Annotated in this window: 15 protein-coding genes; 8 read left to right on the plus strand and 7 right to left on the minus strand. The window is 61.7% G+C overall.

All coding sequences use genetic code 11. The annotated features are described in order from the left end of the window. Window positions 1-112 precede the first annotated feature (112 nt). Window positions 113-1,003, plus strand: a complete 891-nt coding sequence (locus HHJ19_RS04985) for a transporter substrate-binding domain-containing protein (RefSeq protein ID WP_296904629.1) — start codon at window positions 113-115, stop codon at window positions 1,001-1,003. 122 nt (window positions 1,004-1,125) lie between these two features. On the opposite strand, the gene HHJ19_RS04990 is transcribed toward HHJ19_RS04985, so the two are convergent. The 3 genes from HHJ19_RS04990 to HHJ19_RS05000 are packed head-to-tail and all read right to left on the minus strand — an operon-like array spanning window position 1,126 to window position 3,763. Continuing rightward, window positions 1,126-1,542 (minus strand): RNA-binding S4 domain-containing protein, encoded by a 417-nt coding sequence (locus HHJ19_RS04990; RefSeq protein ID WP_296904631.1) that lies wholly within the window; start codon window positions 1,540-1,542, stop codon window positions 1,126-1,128. After that, window positions 1,542-3,080, minus strand: coding sequence for a sensor histidine kinase (locus tag HHJ19_RS04995; RefSeq protein WP_296904633.1), 1,539 nt, complete (start codon window positions 3,078-3,080; stop codon window positions 1,542-1,544). The genes HHJ19_RS04990 and HHJ19_RS04995 overlap by 1 nt, the downstream gene beginning before the upstream one ends. Then, window positions 3,077-3,763: a response regulator transcription factor gene (locus HHJ19_RS05000; RefSeq protein WP_296904635.1), complete on the minus strand. Its 687-nt coding sequence runs from the start codon at window positions 3,761-3,763 to the stop codon at window positions 3,077-3,079. The genes HHJ19_RS04995 and HHJ19_RS05000 overlap by 4 nt, the downstream gene beginning before the upstream one ends. 99 nt (window positions 3,764-3,862) lie before the next feature. Between HHJ19_RS05000 and HHJ19_RS05005 the strand changes: the two genes are divergently transcribed. The 5 genes from HHJ19_RS05005 to HHJ19_RS05025 all read left to right on the plus strand — a co-directional run bounded on the left by HHJ19_RS05005 (window position 3,863) and on the right by HHJ19_RS05025 (window position 11,268). Beyond that, window positions 3,863-4,825, plus strand: a complete 963-nt coding sequence (locus tag HHJ19_RS05005) for a tripartite tricarboxylate transporter substrate-binding protein (protein ID WP_296904637.1) — start codon at window positions 3,863-3,865, stop codon at window positions 4,823-4,825. A gap of 148 nt (window positions 4,826-4,973) precedes the next feature. Next, on the plus strand, window positions 4,974-5,483 hold the full coding sequence (locus HHJ19_RS05010) for a tripartite tricarboxylate transporter TctB family protein (RefSeq protein WP_296904639.1): 510 nt from the start codon (window positions 4,974-4,976) through the stop codon (window positions 5,481-5,483). Further along, entirely contained in the window at window positions 5,484-6,986 is a 1,503-nt protein-coding gene (locus HHJ19_RS05015) for a tripartite tricarboxylate transporter permease (RefSeq protein ID WP_296904641.1), read from the plus strand. It abuts the gene before it with no gap. A gap of 794 nt (window positions 6,987-7,780) precedes the next feature. After that, entirely contained in the window at window positions 7,781-9,979 is a 2,199-nt protein-coding gene (locus HHJ19_RS05020) for a 3-hydroxybutyrate oligomer hydrolase family protein (RefSeq protein ID WP_296904643.1), read from the plus strand. A 140-nt stretch (window positions 9,980-10,119) separates the two neighbouring features. Continuing rightward, on the plus strand, window positions 10,120-11,268 hold the full coding sequence (locus HHJ19_RS05025) for an ABC transporter substrate-binding protein (protein WP_296904645.1): 1,149 nt from the start codon (window positions 10,120-10,122) through the stop codon (window positions 11,266-11,268). Between the two features lie 312 nt (window positions 11,269-11,580). On the opposite strand, the gene hemH is transcribed toward HHJ19_RS05025, so the two are convergent. Beyond that, on the minus strand, window positions 11,581-12,684 hold the full coding sequence (gene hemH, locus HHJ19_RS05030) for a ferrochelatase (protein ID WP_296904647.1): 1,104 nt from the start codon (window positions 12,682-12,684) through the stop codon (window positions 11,581-11,583). Window positions 12,685-12,703: 19 nt separating this feature from the next. On the opposite strand from hemH, the gene HHJ19_RS05035 reads away from it, so the two are divergent. Both HHJ19_RS05035 and HHJ19_RS05040 read left to right on the plus strand, forming a co-directional pair. Then, window positions 12,704-13,399, plus strand: a complete 696-nt coding sequence (locus tag HHJ19_RS05035; RefSeq protein WP_296904656.1) for an HAD-IA family hydrolase — start codon at window positions 12,704-12,706, stop codon at window positions 13,397-13,399. 33 nt (window positions 13,400-13,432) lie between these two features. After that, complete coding sequence (locus tag HHJ19_RS05040) at window positions 13,433-14,065, plus strand: glutathione S-transferase family protein (protein WP_296904649.1); 633 nt, start codon at window positions 13,433-13,435, stop codon at window positions 14,063-14,065. Between the two features lie 60 nt (window positions 14,066-14,125). On the opposite strand, the gene hpnE is transcribed toward HHJ19_RS05040, so the two are convergent. From hpnE to hpnC, 3 genes are all read right to left on the minus strand, one after another. Then, a complete protein-coding gene (gene hpnE, locus HHJ19_RS05045; protein WP_296904658.1) occupies window positions 14,126-15,433 on the minus strand; it encodes a hydroxysqualene dehydroxylase HpnE in 1,308 nt (435 codons plus the stop codon). Window positions 15,434-15,518: 85 nt separating this feature from the next. Next, entirely contained in the window at window positions 15,519-16,361 is an 843-nt protein-coding gene (gene hpnD, locus HHJ19_RS05050; RefSeq protein ID WP_296904651.1) for a presqualene diphosphate synthase HpnD, read from the minus strand. Between the two features lie 180 nt (window positions 16,362-16,541). Beyond that, window positions 16,542-17,249: squalene synthase HpnC (gene hpnC / locus HHJ19_RS05055; protein WP_296904653.1), on the minus strand; the 708-nt coding region annotated here is incomplete at its 5' end.

Consider the following 17,249-nt stretch of genomic DNA (forward strand, 5'->3'; position numbering starts at 1 on the left):
CCATGAGCCTGTGCCGGAGGTTTATGGCGAAAATCAAGACCACGAGCGGCGATTGCGGTGCCCAAACACTATTTATTCACACTGAGCCCCTTACTTTTCTGAAAGAACCTGCATGAAATTCCTGACCATCAAGACTGCCGCCCTGATCACCATGGGCCTTGCCCTGGCCAGTACAGCCAGCGCCCAGACGTTGAAAAAAGTAGCAGACAGCAACAAGATCACCGTGTCTTACCGCGAGGCCTCGGTGCCATTCAGCTACCTGATCGGCTCCACCAAGGCCGTGGGGTTTTCGGTCGAACTGACCGAAGCCATCATTGACGATGTGCGCAAGAAGCTCAAAAAGCCGGGTCTCGAAGTGGCCTACATGTCGGTGACCTCGCAAAACCGCATTCCGTTGCTGGTCAACGGCACTTACGATCTCGAATGCGGCTCGACCACCAACAACACCGCCCGCGCAAAAGATGTGACCTTCGCTGTCAACCACTTTTACACCGGCACGCGCTTGCTGACCAAGAAGAGTTCCGGCATCAAAAACTACGAAGACCTTGCCAAAAAAACCGTTGCCAGCACCACCGGCACCACCAACGCCCAGGTCATTCGCAAATACAACACCGACAAAAACCTCGACATGCAGCTGATCCTGGGCAAGGACCATGATGATTCGCTGTTGCTGGTGGAAAACGACCGGGCCATGGCGTTTGCGATGGACGACATTTTGCTGTTCGGCCTGATGGCCAACTCCAAAAATCCGGCTGCACTGGAAGTTGTGGGCGACTCGCTGCAGGTCGAGCCCTATGCCTGCATGCTGCGCAAAGACGATCCGGAGTTCAAGAAGCTGGTCGACGGCACCCTGGCGCGCCTGATGAAGTCCGGCGAGTTCAGCAAGATGTACACCAAGTGGTTCATGTCACCAATTCCTCCCAAAGGTGTCAACCTGAACCTGCCCATGAGCGAGCCGCTCAAGGCCAACCTCAAAGCGTTGAGCGACAAGCCGGCACTGTAGGTCCGGCCCGGCGGCAACGCTGGTTTTTTTGCGAGACGGGGGTGTCAGATTCAAGAAATAGGATCAACTCGGCCTTGTGTCCAGCAAGTATGGTGTTTGTTAGCTATATAAATAATAGCAAATCAGGCATCGCTTGAGGCACTCCAGCGGTTATTCCAGTTTTTTCCCTGTGCCTTGTCTAGGCTGCGGCGGTCACGCTTGGTGGGCCGCCCATGCTCCACGCTGCTGGCCGGGTCGCTGGCCAGCCGGTGCAGGTCGGCGGCCTGTGCCCTGAGTGCCAGGCTTTCTTCTGTTTCCTCGTAAAGCTGCTGAGCCACCGGGGCCGAACCGCGCTGGCTGCTGATGCCGCGCACCACCAGCGTGCGTATGACCGGTCCCTGCCGCAGAGCCACCGTGTCGCCGGCCTTGACCTCGCGCGAAGGTTTGGCTTCCACGTCATTGACGCGCACGCGCCCCTTGCTGATTTCTTCAACCGCGAGGGAACGCGTCTTGTAGAAACGGGCAGCCCACAACCATTTGTCGATTCGTAATTTATCCATCAGCCGCTATTTTGAACCAGCGGCAATAGCACTGTCGCATCAAGGCCTGTCACATGGCCATGCAGCACCCGATTTTCCAGTGAAATGCTGCCAGCCAGCGTTCTGGCAATTTCCAGACAAATGGCCAGCCCCAGGCCTGAACCCTGCCTGACATTGCCGGCTGAGAATGGCTGGTACAGGCGCGCGGCCAGTTCGGCTGAAATACCGGGGCCGCCATCACTGATGGTCAGGGCCACATGGCTGGCATCGCAGACGATGTGGACCGCCAAGATGCCACCGGCGGGGGTGTGTTTGAGCGCGTTGTGCAAAAGGTTGCGCGCCAGTTCGCCCAGCATCCATTCATGCGCCAGCACCCGGGCCGGCACGGTTTCAATTTCGAAGTCGATGTCCTTTTCGCCAATCAGCGGAGACAGCTCCAGCGCCACTTGGCGCACCACTGAAGCGAGATCAATGGCCCTGAGCTCGGGTTGCTGGCGCAGCTGCTCCACTTTGGCCAGCGCCAGCATCTGGTTGGCCAGCAGGGTGGCGCGGTCCACCGTCTGGTTGATATCGCCGAGGGCTTCGCGCGCGTCCATGTCACCGTGCAGGGCCGACTGCACCTGCACCTTTAACACCGCCAGCGGCGTGCGCAGTTGATGCGCGGCATCGCGCACAAAGCGCTTCTGGTTTTCCAGCAGGTGATTGAGCCGGCCCATCACTTCATTGGTGGCGTCAACCAGCGGCTGTAGCTCGCTCGGCGCGTCGGGTGCGGTAATGGCCGTGAGGTCGCCTTCGGGCCTGGCCTGCAGTTCGGCGCTGAGCCGTCGCACAGGGCGTGTGGCGCGCTGCACCACCATGATCACCACCAAGGCGATCACGGCCAGCAACAGGGCCTGGCGCCACAGCGTGTCGAACAGAATTTTGCGGGCAAGGGTTTTGCGCAGTTCCAGCGTTTCCGCCACCTGGATAACGGCCATGCCGCGGCCCTGCGCGCTGGCCACAGGCTGCAGCAGCACCGCCACGCGCACATCGTCATCCTGAAAGACGTCGTCGTAAAAATCCACCAGTGCCGAGTAAGGCGGCTTGGCGGGGATGCGGCCGTGCCAGAAAGGCAGTTGCGCAAAACCCGAAACCGTTTCACCCCTGAGGCTGGACACCCGGTAAAAAAGGCGGCTCTGGTTGTCAGCCTCGAACGCTTCCAGTGCGGCATAGGGCACGGTGACACTCAATGTTGCCTGTTCGTCGTAGCCGCTCACGTCGAGCTCCTCACCGATCGATTTGGCCGAGGCCAGCAAGGTACGGTCGTAGGCGGTGTTGACGGCACCAAGCGCTTGCTGGTAGAGGCTGATGGTGTTGATGATGACGAGCAGGCCCACGGGCAGCAGGATGCCCAGCAGCAGGTAGCGCCTGAGCGAGATGGCCGCCACGCTTGTCGCTTCGCGTACTGCGCTGTCCTCTGCAGGGGCTGAACTTTGCTTGGGGCGGCCCTGCGCTTCGCTCGCTGTCCCCGCGCTGCCTGCTTCGCGCGCCGCGCCGGCCTGTTCCCTATTGAAGTTCATGGATTGACCTTCAGAAGATAACCCAGACCGCGCAGCGTGACCAGCTTGACGCCGGTCGCGACCAGTTTTTTACGCAGGCGGTACACCACCACTTCCACGGCTTCGTATTGCACGTCGGCTTCCCCGGGAAAAACCAGTTCGAACAATCGTTCTTTTGACACCGCGTGGCCGGGCTTGACGATCAGCGCCTGCAGCAGGGCCAGTTCGCGCGGCGTGAGTTCCATCACCTGGCCCAGGTGATAAATCGCGCCACTCTCTTTTTCATAGCGAAGCTGGCCGGTAAACGCTGGAGCAGAGGCTGATTCGGTGCCTGTTGAGCGCCGCCCCAGGGCGCGTAGCCTGGCCTCGAGTTCGTCAAGGTCGAACGGTTTGGGCAGGTAGTCGTCGGCCCCCAGGTTCAGCCCCATGATGCGGTCGCCCACGGTGCCGCGCGCGGTCAGGATCAGCACCGGCGTGGTCAAACCCTGGTGGCGCGCCTGCTCCAGCACCTGCAGGCCGTCGAGGCCGGGCAGGCTGAGGTCCAGCACCACCACATCCGGCTGGCTCGCCGTCCATTGCTCAATAGCCAGCCTGCCGTCGATGCAGGGCACGACGTCCATGCCGCGCCGCCTCAGCGCGCGTTGCAGGGCGGCCTGCATCGAGGCATCGTCTTCGATCAACAGCAGTTTGAGCATGGCAGTCATGGGCAGGACATTAGCACTTTCACCTAGCCTTGCGGACAGCCGTTTGACAGCATCGGAGGGCATGATTCATGGCATTACTATTTCCATCGGGAGACACTCATGCGCCGCGATACTTTTTTGAAATCCCTGGCGGCTCTGGCCGCCACGGGTGCTTTTCCCCTGACGGCCCTGGCTGCCGGAACCAACGTCAAGATGATGATCCCGGCCAATCCGGGCGGGGGCTGGGACACCACCGGCCGTGCCCTGGGCAAGGCCCTGATGGATTCGGGCGCGGCGTCCACCGTGAGTTATGACAACAAGGGTGGCGCGGCCGGCGCCTTGGGCCTGGCGAAGTTTGTCAATGGCAGCAAGGGCGACGGCAACGCCATGATGGTGATGGGCGCCGTGATGCTGGGCGGGCTGATTACCGGCAAGCCGCCGGTCAGTCTGAGTCAAGCCACGCCGATTGCGCGCCTGTCCAGCGAATACAACGTGTTTGTGCTGCCCGCCAATTCGCCCTTCAAGTCCATGAAGGAAGTGATTGACCAGCTCAAGAAGGACCCTGGCAGCGTGAAATGGGGTGGCGGTTCGCGCGGCTCCACCGAGCATATTGCCGCGGCGATGATTGCCCGCGAAGTCGGCGTTGACCCGGCCAAAATCAACTACGTCGCTTTCCGTGGCGGTGGGGAGGCTACTGCGGCGATTCTGGGCGCGAACGTCACCGTGGGTGGCAGCGGTTACAGCGAGTTCTCCGAATACATCACCACCGGAAAAATGAAAGCTATCGCGGTGACATCGGACAGCCGCCTGCAGGGCGTGAACATTCCCACGCTCAAGGAGCAGGGCATCAACGTCGTGATTGGCAACTGGCGCGGCGTCTATGGCGCGCCCGGCATTTCGGCCGAGCAGCGCAAGGCGCTCACCGAGATGATTCTCAAGGCGGTCAAATCCAAAACGTGGGTGGAAGCGTCCGAGAAAAATAACTGGACGGCTGCCTTGCTGACCGGTCCGGCGTTCGATAAATTTGTCGATGACGACTTTGCCGCGCTGCGCGCCACCATGGTCAAGTCCGGCATGATTTGACGCCACTATCCCTGACCGCCGCGCGCGGCGGAAAAGCCGGGGGTTTCTGAGTTTTTTCAAGCCGCACTGTTTTCATCAGGACAGGGCGGCTGACTTTTGCCACCGGCTCTTTCTCAGCCGGCTCACCCACCAACAAGGGTTACAAACCATGACACAACCGTCTGATTCGCTGGTGCAGACGCTGATCGGCGCGGGCGTCGTATTGACCGGCCTGGGCCTGGCCGCGGGCGCTCTCAGCATTTCATCGAACGCCGGCTACGGCGGCGTTGGTCCCAATTTTTTACCCTGGCTGGTTGCCCTGTCGCTGCTGGTATGCGGCGGTTTTATTGTCTGGGAAGCGCGCAGCGGTGGTTTCCGTTCCATGGAGGAGCCCACTGGCGCAGCGCAGGCTTACTGGCCCGGCTTTGTCTGGGTGTCTGCAGGTCTGCTCGCCAATGCCGCACTGATCACCACGATCGGCTTTATCTTGAGTTGCACCTTGTGTTTTGTGCTGTCGGTGCAAGGCCTGCGTGGCGCGGAAGGCAAGGCCGGCCGTGGCCCCGCAGGCTGGCTGAAAGATATTTCGATCGGCCTGGCCATCTCGGCGCCGGTCTACTGGATGTTCACAAAATTCCTGGCCATCAACCTGCCGGGCATCACTTCAAGCGGGTGGCTTTAAATGGAAATCTTCAATCAGCTGATGCAGGGCTTTGCCACGGCAGCCACGCCCGTCAACCTGTTGTGGTGTTTTGTCGGCTGCGCGCTGGGCACGGCGATTGGTGTGTTGCCGGGCATAGGCCCGGCCGTGGCGGTGGCGATGCTACTGCCCATCACGGTCAAGGTCGAGGCGACCGCATCGATGATTTTCTTCGCCGGTATTTATTACGGGGCCATGTACGGCGGCTCGACAACGTCCATTTTGCTCAACACACCGGGGGAAACCGCGAGCATGGTGACGGCGATGGAGGGCAACAAGATGGCCAAGAGCGGGCGGGCGGGCGCTGCGCTTGCCACGGCCGCCGTCGGCTCGTTTGTGGCGGGCACGATTGCCACGGTGCTGGTGACGCTGTTTGCGCCCATCGTCGCCGATCTGGCCATCAAGCTTGGCCCGCCCGAGTACTTCATGCTGATGCTGCTGGCCTTCACCACCGTGAGCGCGGTGCTGGGCAAAAGCACGGTACGCGGCATGACGGCGCTATTCGTCGGCCTGGCTGCGGGCCTGGTGGGACTGGACCAGATTTCGGGCCAGGCGCGTTACACCGGTGGCGTGCCTGAATTGCTGGATGGCATTGAAATCGTGCTGGTGGCCGTTGGCTTGTTTGCCGTGGCCGAAGCGTTATATGCGGTGCTCTATGAGGGCCGCGTGGTTGACGAGCAGAACAGGATGAGCAAGGTTCACATGACCGCGCGGGACTGGCGCCGCTCATGGCCGGCGTGGCTGCGTGGCACGGCGATTGGCGTTCCGTTTGGCTGCATTCCTGCCGGCGGCACGGAAATCCCGACTTTCCTGAGTTACGCCACCGAGAAAAAGCTGGCCAAGAAAGATATCCTCGACGAATTTGGTACGGTAGGGGCAATTGAAGGCGTGGCCGGTCCCGAGGCGTCAAATAACGCCACGGTGACTGCCGCGATGATTCCCTTGCTGACGCTGGGCATTCCGACCTCCAACACCACCGCGATTTTGCTGGGCGCTTTTCAGAACTATGGCATCCAGCCCGGCCCTCAGCTATTCAGCAGCTCGTCCAGCCTGGTGTGGGCGCTGATTGCCTCGCTCTACATCGGCAACGTGATGCTGCTGGTGCTCAACCTGCCGATGGTGGGCCTGTGGGTCAAGCTGCTGAAAATTCCCAAGCCTTATCTTTATGCCGGCATCCTGATGTTTGCCACGGTCGGTGTTTACGGCATGCGGCAAAGCGCTTTTGACCTGTTTCTGCTTTACGGCATTGGCGTGCTCGGTGTCGTCATGCGCCGCTTTGATTTTCCGACCGCACCCGTCGTTGTAGGCATGATCCTGGGCCCGCTGGCCGAAGCGCAGCTGCGTAATGCCATGTCGATCGGCGAGGGCAGTGCGTTGGTGTTCGTGCAGCGTCCGGTCTCACTGATTTTGATCGTGGTTGTGGTGGCGGTGCTATTGCTTCCGCGTCTGGCCAGGCACTGGTCCGGCCGGAGATTCGCTTCCTGAACTGGTCTTTTTAAATCACGAGGAACAGCGGTGGAACAGATGCGCAACATCGACGCATCGTTCAGGGTGGCCTGAGTGGCTACGTTGGCTTTGGCCGCAGCGCTGCTGTAGGCTCAAACCGCAAAATCTGCCGTTGTCATGCCGCATTCAGCCGGCAATGCTTTTAACCAGCGGCTGCCTGCTCATGATCGTAGGGTCCACGCGTTGACGCAAGCGCCGGTGTGCCTGAACGCTTGCGACGGTGCTGGCGATCCGCGCTGGCATTGGCATTGGCGATGGCTTTAGCTGGTGTAAATCGGCAAGGCCGCCTTCATGCCTGGACCGTGTCATCCGGGAGCAAGCCTGCTTGAATTTGTTGTCGCCTTGGCCGAGGCCGCATGGAATGACATTCCCGGCGCCCCGGGATTTTTCGCCGCAGCTTTATCTCGGCCGCAAGCGACTGCCATCGCGACGTGTGCCAGTCCCCGCTCGCGTTTTCTTGCTGCTGAAAAACAAAGCGTCAGCAGCTATCAGAAATTGTGCTGTTGAGCTATTGGTATGGACCCCCTGCGAAACGCTCTGGTTTGACGATATGGTCCAGCAGCAATTTCAAAAAACTGACAGACCAGTGAATTACCCGTTGCGCACGTAACTGCACTGAGGGCGCATGAGTGGCCATTCAAGGACCAACGCATGTTGAAGCTGGCTGTAGCGGTTTACTGCTTCCCTACCTGCGTGGTGGGAAGGTTACGCATAGGAAGTGCGCAGCCGTGACCACGCCTTTCTTGTTCAACAATAATCCGAAAGAGACAAGTATGAATTTGCGTAAGAAGTCTGATAAGAAGACCGGCGTTGCGCTTGCAACGGTTGCCAGTGCGCTCGCACTCGCAGGCTGCGGCGGGGGCGACGGAAGCAGCCCAGCGGCAAACAATCTCCCCGCAGGTATCTCTCAACTCAGTGTCATGGCCTACACGGCTACCACCGTGGGAACTGGCGACACCGCAGCCTCGCAAGATCTGCTGACTGGCGGCATCGGCCGCACCGGCTTCGGCAGCGCAGCAGCACCGGCCTATGCCAACCCGGCCGCGCCCACGGCGTTTGAACTGCGTCGCAATTCCTTGTGGGCCAATTACCGCGCCATCCTTGATCCGAGCGCCAACGGTGGCTACGGTTCCCTGTACGGACCCAACGTCACCGTTGCCGGAAGTGTGACGGCTAGTGAAGGCCTGATTCCCGGGCGTGAGTACCTGGCGGCACTGGACGACGGCAGTGGCCGCAAGAAAGTCGCGATTGCGGTTCAGGTTCCAGACAGTTTTGACACGGCGGCTCCGTGTGTCGTCCTGGGCCCTTCATCCGGGTCACGCGGTGTTTATGGCGCTATCGGTACGGCCGGCGAATGGGGTCTGAAGCACGGCTGCGCGGTGGCGCTGACCGACGCCGGCAAAGGTGTCGGCCTCTACGACCTGACGGACGATAGCGTCAACCGCATCGATGGCACGCGCGCTACGCGTGGCGACGCGGGCGTGCTGAGCTTCTTTGCCGCCAATATTACGGACGCTGCCCGCACGGCTTACAACGCGTTGTTCCCGAACCGCCTGGCCCTCAAACAGGTGCATTCCCAGTTGAATCCGGAAAAAGACTGGGGCAATGACACGCTCGCCGCTGCCCGCTACACGCTGTACGTGCTGAACGACCGTTATGGCACGGCTTTCAACCCCGTGCGCTTCGATGCAAGCAACACCATCATCATTGCCGGTTCAGCCTCCAACGGCGGCGCGGCAGTGCTGCGCGCAGCCGAGCTGGACAGCAGCGGCCTGATCCGCGGAGTCGTCGCGTCCGAACCTGTGACCGAAATGCCAACCACCGCAGGTTATGGCATTCTGTTTGGTGGTGCAGCGGTTGCCGGCTATGGCAAGACGCTGGGCGATTTCACGACCTACGGCAATGTGTACCAGCCGTGTGCCGCTCTCGCAGTGGGCGCCGCAATGACGGAGGCATCGAACTTCAATCTTATCCAGACAGCTGGCATGACGGCACGCGCCACGGCACGTTGTACCAGCCTGGCTTCCAAGGGCCTGGTCAACGGCGCAGACACGGCCACGCAGGCGCTGGATGCGCTGAATAAATTGCGCGCCTACGGCTGGACGCCCGACAATGACCAGATGCACAACGCGCATTACGCGCTCGGCAACGGCCCCGTCCTGTCGGCCATGTACCCGGTGATGTATGGACGTTTCTCGGTGCTCGACAATGTCTGCAACACCAGCTTTGCGGCGGTTGACGCGACTGGCGCACCAGTGGCCGCCAGTGCGACGGCCAAGGCACAAAGTTTTGCCACCGGCAACGGAACGGCCAACGGCGTTCCCGCAAACGTCGTCTACAACGACTCGGTGGGCGGCGCACGTTCCTGGCAACTCGCTACCTCGCCTTCAACCGGCGTGGCGGATTTTGGTCTGGACAACGCGCTGTGCCAGCGCGCCCTGGTCGCCGGTACGGACCCTGTAACTGGCGCGGCGCTGACCAGCACCAGCAAGCCTACGGCGGCCCAGAGCGCAGCGGTGCGCGCCGGCATAGCCGAAGTGTTTGTGAGCGGGAACCTGCGCAGCAAGCCCGTGATCATTGTTGCGGGTCGCAGTGATGCGCTTATTCCAGTGAACAACAATGGTCGCGCTTACACGGCATTTAACCGCACGGTGGACGGTTCGGCCAGCAAGCTCAGCTACATTGAAGTGACGAATGGTCAGCATTTCGACGCCTTCCTGCCGCTCAGCGGTTTTGACACGCGTTTCGTGCCCCTGCATCCCTACTTCAACCAGGCCATGGATGCGATGTATGCCAACCTGAAGAACGGGACCGCCCTGCCACCAAGCCAGGTTGTGCGTGCCACGCCGCGCGGCGGTGTTCCCGGTGCGGCTCCGGCCATCACGGCTGCCAATCTGCCGGCCATCAGTGCAGCGCCAGCCGCGGGCAACCAGATCGGCTTTTCGGGTAGCTCGCTCGCCGTTCCTAACTAGGTAGGCGATTTCGGTTCTGGCGCACCGGCCGCAGGGCGGGTGCGCCAGTCGTTTGTCATGCGGTCCATCCCGCCAACTCAGCGAGACGGCCGCGTGCCGCTTGCCATCAGGAATTGTTTTGAGCTGTCAGGAGACACATCATGAAAGTATTTAAAACTTGGGGCCGGCGGACGGTGGCCGCGCTGGCCCTGCTTGGCCTGGGATGTCTGAGCGAGGCTTCCACGGCGGCAGAGCTAGTGATAGGCCAGGTCGCTCCGTTGTCTGGCGTGCTGGCCAGCACCGGGCACCAGATGGTGGTCGGCGGAAAGATCTATTTCGATTCGATCAACGCCCAGGGCGGCGTGAATGGCGCGATGATTCGCCACGAGGTGGTGGACGACGGCTACAAGGTTGCGGAAACGGTTCGTCTGACGCGGGAAATGCTGGCCAAACCCGAAGTGGTGGCGCTGTTCGGTTTTGCCGGCACGGCCAACGTGACGCAACTGTTGACCGATGGCGTGCTCGATGTGGGCGGTGCTGCGCTGGTAGCGCCTTACACCGGCGGCGAGTCCTTGCGCAACCCTTTCAATCCCTGGATTTTCCATGTGCGCGCCGGTTATGCCGACGAAACCGAACACATGGTGCAGCAGGTAACCACGCTGGGCATGAACCGTGTCGCCGTGATGTACCAGGACGACGGTTTTGGCAAGGCCGGTTTGTTGGGCGTCGAGAACGCATTGGCCAAACGCAAGTTGAAGCTGACCGCTGCAGCGGCTTACGAACGCAATACCGACAAGGTCGAAGAGGCCGTTGCAAAGATCAAGGCATCCGACGCGCAGGCCATCATCATGATTTCCGTCAACAAATCCACGGCGGCTTTCGTCAAGCGCTACCGCGAGGGTGGCGGAGGTGCGCAGCTCTACAACATCTCGGTTGTTGACCCGACCGAGCTGGTCAAGTTGGCGGGTCTGAAGAACGCCCACGGGCTGGGTATCAGCCAGGTCGTGCCATATCCCTACATGGCGAATATGCCGGTAGTGCGCGAATATCAGGAATTGCTGAAAAAATACGCACCCAAAGAACTGGTCAACTACACCAGCTTTGAGGAATTTGTCGGCGCTAAAGTGCTGGTCGAGGCTTTGCGGCGCGCCGGTCCCAACCCCACGCGGGCCAAGGTGGTGAAGGCACTGGAGTCCATGGGCAGTTATGACACCGGCGGCATTACTGTCAACTACTCGCCGAGCAACCGGATCGGTTCCCGGTATGTCGAGGTGACCGTGATCGGCAGTACCGGCAAGCTCCTTAAATAGGCGTCGCGGCGCAAGCAGAAAAATTTGTCGCGCAAAGCCTGCACCTCATGTAATTCGCGCCCCCGCCGTCAGACCTGTGGCGGGGCGCGAAATTCCTAACCCGAATGGGTATGCAACGCATCGCTTGCATCGCAGCCTGACTCGCAGCGCGCCTGACCGGGGCGAGCTGAACCTTGCCTGATCGGCCGGGCCCGGATACCGCGGTGATGCCGCCCGCAACTCCTGCGCTATTTCGCTGTAATTCAGCTCTCACCCACAGGGCAAGGGCGAAAGTAGCTAAAAAAAACAGAGCGCCAGTAAATTGGCGTTAGCCTACTGCGTGGCCCCCATCGCCAGCGCGGCCGCGCGTGAGGCCGCGAGCGTGGCCTCGGCCGGCCGGGGCTGTGTGGGCCAGCCTCCCATGTGCTGAATGCTCAGCTCGCTCAGCGCGGCCAGCCACTGCGGGCTGTCATTCAGGCATTCGATGTAGTTGAATTCCTTGCCGCCTGCCTCCAGAAAGGCGTGGCGCGCTTCCATCGCAATTTCTTCCAGTGTTTCTAGGCAGTCCCCGCTAAAGCCGGGGCACACCACATCGACGCTTTTCACGCCCGCTTGCGCCAGTTTGATGAGCGTGGGTTCGGTATACGGCTCCAGCCATTTGGCCTTGCCAAAGCGTGACTGAAAAGTAACCTTGTAACGGTCCCTGGAAAGTCCCAGCTGTTCGGCCAGTAGACGCGCGGTTTTGTGGCATTCGCAGTGATAGGGGTCGCCCAGCTTGAGCGTTCGCTCCGGCACCCCGTGAAAGCTCATCACCAACTGCTGGGCTTGGCCGTTTTGCAGCCAGTTTGCACGAATCCTGTTGGCCAGTGCGGCGATGTAGCCCGGATCGTCGTGGTAATTGTTGATGAAGCGAAATTCCGGAATCCGGCGTACTTTGGCCGCCCAGCTGTATACCGCGTCAAACACGCTGGCCGTGGTGGTGCCGCTGTATTGCGGATAGGCGGGCAGGATGAGGACGCGGGTCACGCCGTCAAGCTTGAGCTGGTCCAGCTGCGAGGCGATTGACGGATTGCCGTAGCGCATGGCGTAGCGCACTTCCACCGTGTGGCCACGCGCACCCAGATAGCCGCGCAGCATGAGGGCCTGTTTTTGCGTCCAGACCTTGAGTGGCGAGCCCTCGCTCATCCAGACGCTGGCATATTTGGCGGCCGACTTTTTCGGCCGGAAGCGCAGGATGATGCCGTGCAAAATCAGCCACCAGAGTAGCCTGGGAATTTCGACCACCCGTGCGTCGCTCAAAAATTCGGCGAGGTAGCGGCGTAATGCCGGGGCCGTGGGCTCGTCCGGCGTACCCAGGTTGCAGAGCAGGATGGCTGTCGTGGAAGACGCTGCGGGCGGCTTGCCATGGGTAAAGATGGGTTCAGGAGCAAAAGACATGGGTTATTCTCGCCTACCTATGCTTGAGCTCACAACCATCAAAGCCATTACCCTGGATCTTGACGACACACTGTGGCCGATCTGGCCCGCGATAGAGCGGGCAGAAAAGGCGCTCGATGACTGGCTCGGCTGCAACGCGCCGATGACCGCAGCACTTTTCTCAAACCCGACGGCGCGCCATGACATTCGTCAGCATGTGACGCGTTCACGGCCAGAGTTGAAGCACAACCTGAGTGCCATTCGCCGCGAAGCCATCCGGCTCGCCCTGTACCGGTCCAGCGAGGATCCGTTACTGGCTGAACGGGCCTTTGATGTGTTTTTTGCCGAGCGCAACCGGGTCACGCTGTTTGACGACACGCTTCATGCGCTGGCGTTTTTATCAAGCCGGTTTCCGCTGGTGGCGCTGTCAAACGGAAACGCCGATATTCACAGCATCGGCATTGGCTCGTATTTCAAGGCCTGCATCAGTGCCCAGCAGTTTGGCGTGGGCAAGCCCGACCCGCGCATTTTCCACGCGGCTGCCGGTGCTGCCGAGGTGCAGCCGGGCGAGGTACTCCATGTGGGTGACGATGCCGCGCTTGATGTGCTGGCCGCGCTCAATTGCGGCATGCAGGCGGTGTGGGTCAATCGCGCTGACCACCCGTGGACGCACGCCGTCGAGCCACATGAGACGGTGACGACGCTGACCGAGCTGTGCGCGCTGTTCCCCGCCTGAGCGCGGGCCGTCTCTCCTTTCTCAGAGCTTCGCATGACGCTCAAAATTTATGGCACTGCGGCATCGCGAACCGCACGTCCCCTCTGGGTGGCCCAGGAGATGGGACTGGTCTACGAACATATTCCGCTGTCTTACCTGGGCGGTGCCACGCGGACGCCGGCGTTTTTGGCGATCAATCCGAACGGCCATATTCCGGTCGTTGACGATGACGGCGTGCTGGTCTGGGAATCCATGGCTTGCGCGCTTTATCTGGCCGAACGTTTCAGGCAGGCTGACGCATCGTCGTTGGCGGCCCGGACGCATGCCGAGCAGGCCGAGATTTTTCGCTGGAGTTTTTGGGTCGTCACCGAGTGCGAAAAAAATGCGCTGGCATTCCTGATGCACCAGCGTTTGATGCCGCCAGACCGTCGCAAGCCCCAGCTGGCCGAAGAGGCCCAGCGCCGTCTAGCGGGGCCGCTTCGTGTGCTTGAGCAGCATTTGCAGACGCGCCCTTATTTGGCGGGTGAGCGTTTTACCGTTGCGGATGTTTGCGTCGCATCCGTGATGGCGTGGGTCGAGAGTGCGGTTGAATTGATCGCGCAGACCCCCCGCACGCAAGCGTGGCTGGGTTCATGTCTGGCTCGGCCCGCGTTTCGGGCGGTTAGCCTGATGGCAAAAAACGCCTGATGTCCAGGTTCTACGGTCATTAATTGCTATTCATATAATAGCAATAAAAAATCCGGCACCTCAGTCGAGGCAGCGAACTGCCGCGAGTCCTGAGCGCACGGCGCCTTCCAGCGTGGCCGGATAAGGTCCGGCGATGTAGTCACCGCACGCCAGCAAGCCACGGGCAATGCGGGCGCCGGGCCGCTGCAAGCCCGGCGTACAGGCAAAGGTGGCGCGTTTTTCCACGATCGTCAGCACCGGCTGCAAAGCGGTCAGCCCCAGTTGGCGCGCTGCCTGCGCCTGCGCCTGCCGCGTCAGCGTGGCACTGTCGCTGATGCTGGCACTGATGACAAAAGCTAGCAAGCCCTGCGGTCCGCCGAGCCGGGCGCGGTCGAAAGCAAATTGTGCCGGCTCTTCCGCGCTCGACACCAAAGCCAGCATGGGTCGATGCAGACCGGCGCCCGGCGCATGCAGATACACCGTGCTCAAGGCCTCATACTGCAGGCCGCGCGCCAGCTTCAGCCATGCCTCGGCGGCTACGCCGCTGCCTTCAACGAGTCGCGCCGCTTCGCTGGGCGGACAGGCCAGGACGATGCGGTCAAACACCTGGCCGTCAAGCGTCCAGCCGGGGGCAGTGGGCATGATAGTTTGCACCCGGACACCCAGTCGGGCCGCGCCGCCGTGTGCCGCGAGCCAGGCCAGCGCGGCGTCAGGCAGTAGCGCGCTCAGGTCGACGCGCGGCAGCAGCAGGTTGGAGCCGCCGCTGAGCGCAAACAGCGAGTCGTGCATCACGCGCAAAAACACCTGGCCGCTGGCGCGCTCGGGCGGCGTGTTCAGCGCCGACACGCACAGCGGCTCAATCAGCGCTGTCATCGCGCGCGCGGAAAGGCCTTGACACAAATCGAGGACGGATTGCTCCGGCCGGCACTTGAAACCCGCCGATTGCCAGCCGATCGCCACTTTAAGCAGCGACAGCCTGGCGGCCCACGACCAGCCGCGCGCCCCGAGAATGCCGGCAAAAGCATCGAGCGGCGCCGGCCAGCGTGGCAATTCAAGGCCGCTGCCATCGGGAAACTGCAGTGTCAGCGGCAGGCGCAGCAGGGCCGCTTGCTCGTCAACGCCGACATCCCTCATCAGCCGCAGGGTTTCGGAGTACGCACCAATCAGGATGTGCTGGCCATTGTCGAGTGCCAGCTGCTCGCCAGCCACGGTCGCCATGACGCGCCGGGCGCGCCCTCCAGCCGTACGGGAGGCGTCAAACAGCGTGACCTGGTGGCCCAGGCGCGTCGCCTCGACGGCGGCGGCGCACCCGGCCCAGCCCGCGCCGATGATCGCGACTTTCATGGGTCCAGAGGCCTGGACCCGGGCGTAGCCGCACCGAACCGGCAGGGGCCGCAGAAACGGCTCCGCCCGGCCGCAAGCCCAGCGGCATCCCGGGGTGGCAGCGCCGTACGCGAAGCGACAGGCGTGGGGGTCATACCACCTTGCCGAACGCCTGCGTTTTCCAGGCCAGCCAGAACTTGCGCAGCGGCGTCAGGCTGACGCGTTGGTGCAGCACTTGGTAGTTGTCGGCGGCGATTTCGCGCAGCAGCGTGCGGTAAATGCTGGCCATCATCAGGCCGGGTTTCTGCGCGCGGCGGTCAGTGGCGGGCAGCAGCGCAAGCGCTTCGTCGTAAAGCGCCAGCGCGCGTTCGGTCTGAAAAGCCATCAGCGCGCTGAAGCGCTCCGAATACTGTCGCTTGAGAACTTCGTGGGCCTTGACGTCGAACCGCTGCAGCTCATTGAGCGGCAGGTAGATGCGGCCGCGTATCGCGTCCTCACCCACGTCGCGAATGATGTTGGTGAGCTGGAACGCCAGCCCCAGCTTGTGCGCGTAAGCCGTCGTGGCGTCGTCGGTCTGGCCAAAGATGCGCGCCGCCACTTCGCCGACGATGCCTGCGACCAGATGGCAGTAGCGCTGCAAGGCCGGAAAATCGAGGTAGCGGTTTTGCGCCAGGTCCATCTGGCAGCCTTCGATGACCGCCTGCAGATGCCGCGCTTCGATGCCATAAGTGGCCGTCAGCGGCATCAGTGCTTTCATGACCGGATGGCTAGGGCTGCCGGCAAACGATTTGGCGACCTCGCCCTGCCACCAGGCCAGCTTGGTGTGCGCCACGCCGGGGTCGGTGACTTCATCGACCACATCGTCAATTTCACGGCAGAAGGCGTAAAACGCAGTGATGGCGGCACGCCGCTCTTTGGGCAGGAACAGGAAGGCGTAGTAAAAACTGCTGCCGGAGGCAGCGGCTTTTTGCTGGACATAGTGCTCGGGCGTCATGCGGGGATTGTTGCATGCTGAAATGGCGGATTTGCTGCAGTGCGGGGTGCGAAGTTAAAAGCGTGGGAGCAAAGGCACGTGCCAGACAGGGCCGCGGAACCGGCTTCCCGGGTCGCAGGCGCAGCGGCCCCCTCGGGGGGGCAGCGCAGCACACGAAGTGGCCAGCGTGGGGGGCCACATTTACATCCACAATGCGCGCCAGCTCATCACCGCCACATCCCAGGTCCCTAGCTTTGGCCGCTGTCGCAGGGTGTCGAAATTCAGCGCCTCGATTTTGTCGAGAATTCGCAGGCCTCCTTGCACCATCAGCCGCAGCTCCCAGCCACCCCGGCCCGGCAGCCTTTTCACCAATTTTGAGCCTTTTAGCATGTAGGTCCTTGCGAATCCGGCACTTTCAGCTATTAAATTAATAGTGCCCGGCTTGCTTTTCAGGCTTAGCAGCTGCGCTTCATCGACGCCATGCGGGCCCCAGGCATCGGCCGGCAGGTAGATGCGTCCGCGCGGAATGTCCACGCTCAGGTCCTGCCAGAAGTTGATGAGCTGCAGTGCGCTGCAGATGCAGTCGCTTTGCTCCAGTGCCTGCGCGTCACTGACGCCGTACAGGTGCAGCAGCAGGCGACCGACCGGGTTGGCCGAACGTCGGCAGTAATCCAGCAACTCGGCCTGGCTGGCATAGCGCTGCTTGACCACGTCCTGCTCGAAGGCGCTGAGCAGGTCCGCGAGCAAACTCACCGGGAGATCGAATTGCGCGATAACCGGACCGAGACGTTCGAATACGCCGGCCCAGCGCCGCGAAGGTGTCAGGCCGCTGGCCGTCGCCATCAGGTCGGCGCGGTAGGCCGCCAGGTCGGCCAGACGCGTTGGCGGCGGTGCGTCGCCTTCATCGGC

It is taken from the genome of Polaromonas sp., assembly GCF_012927415.1.
Classification (GTDB): domain Bacteria; phylum Pseudomonadota; class Gammaproteobacteria; order Burkholderiales; family Burkholderiaceae_C; genus Polaromonas.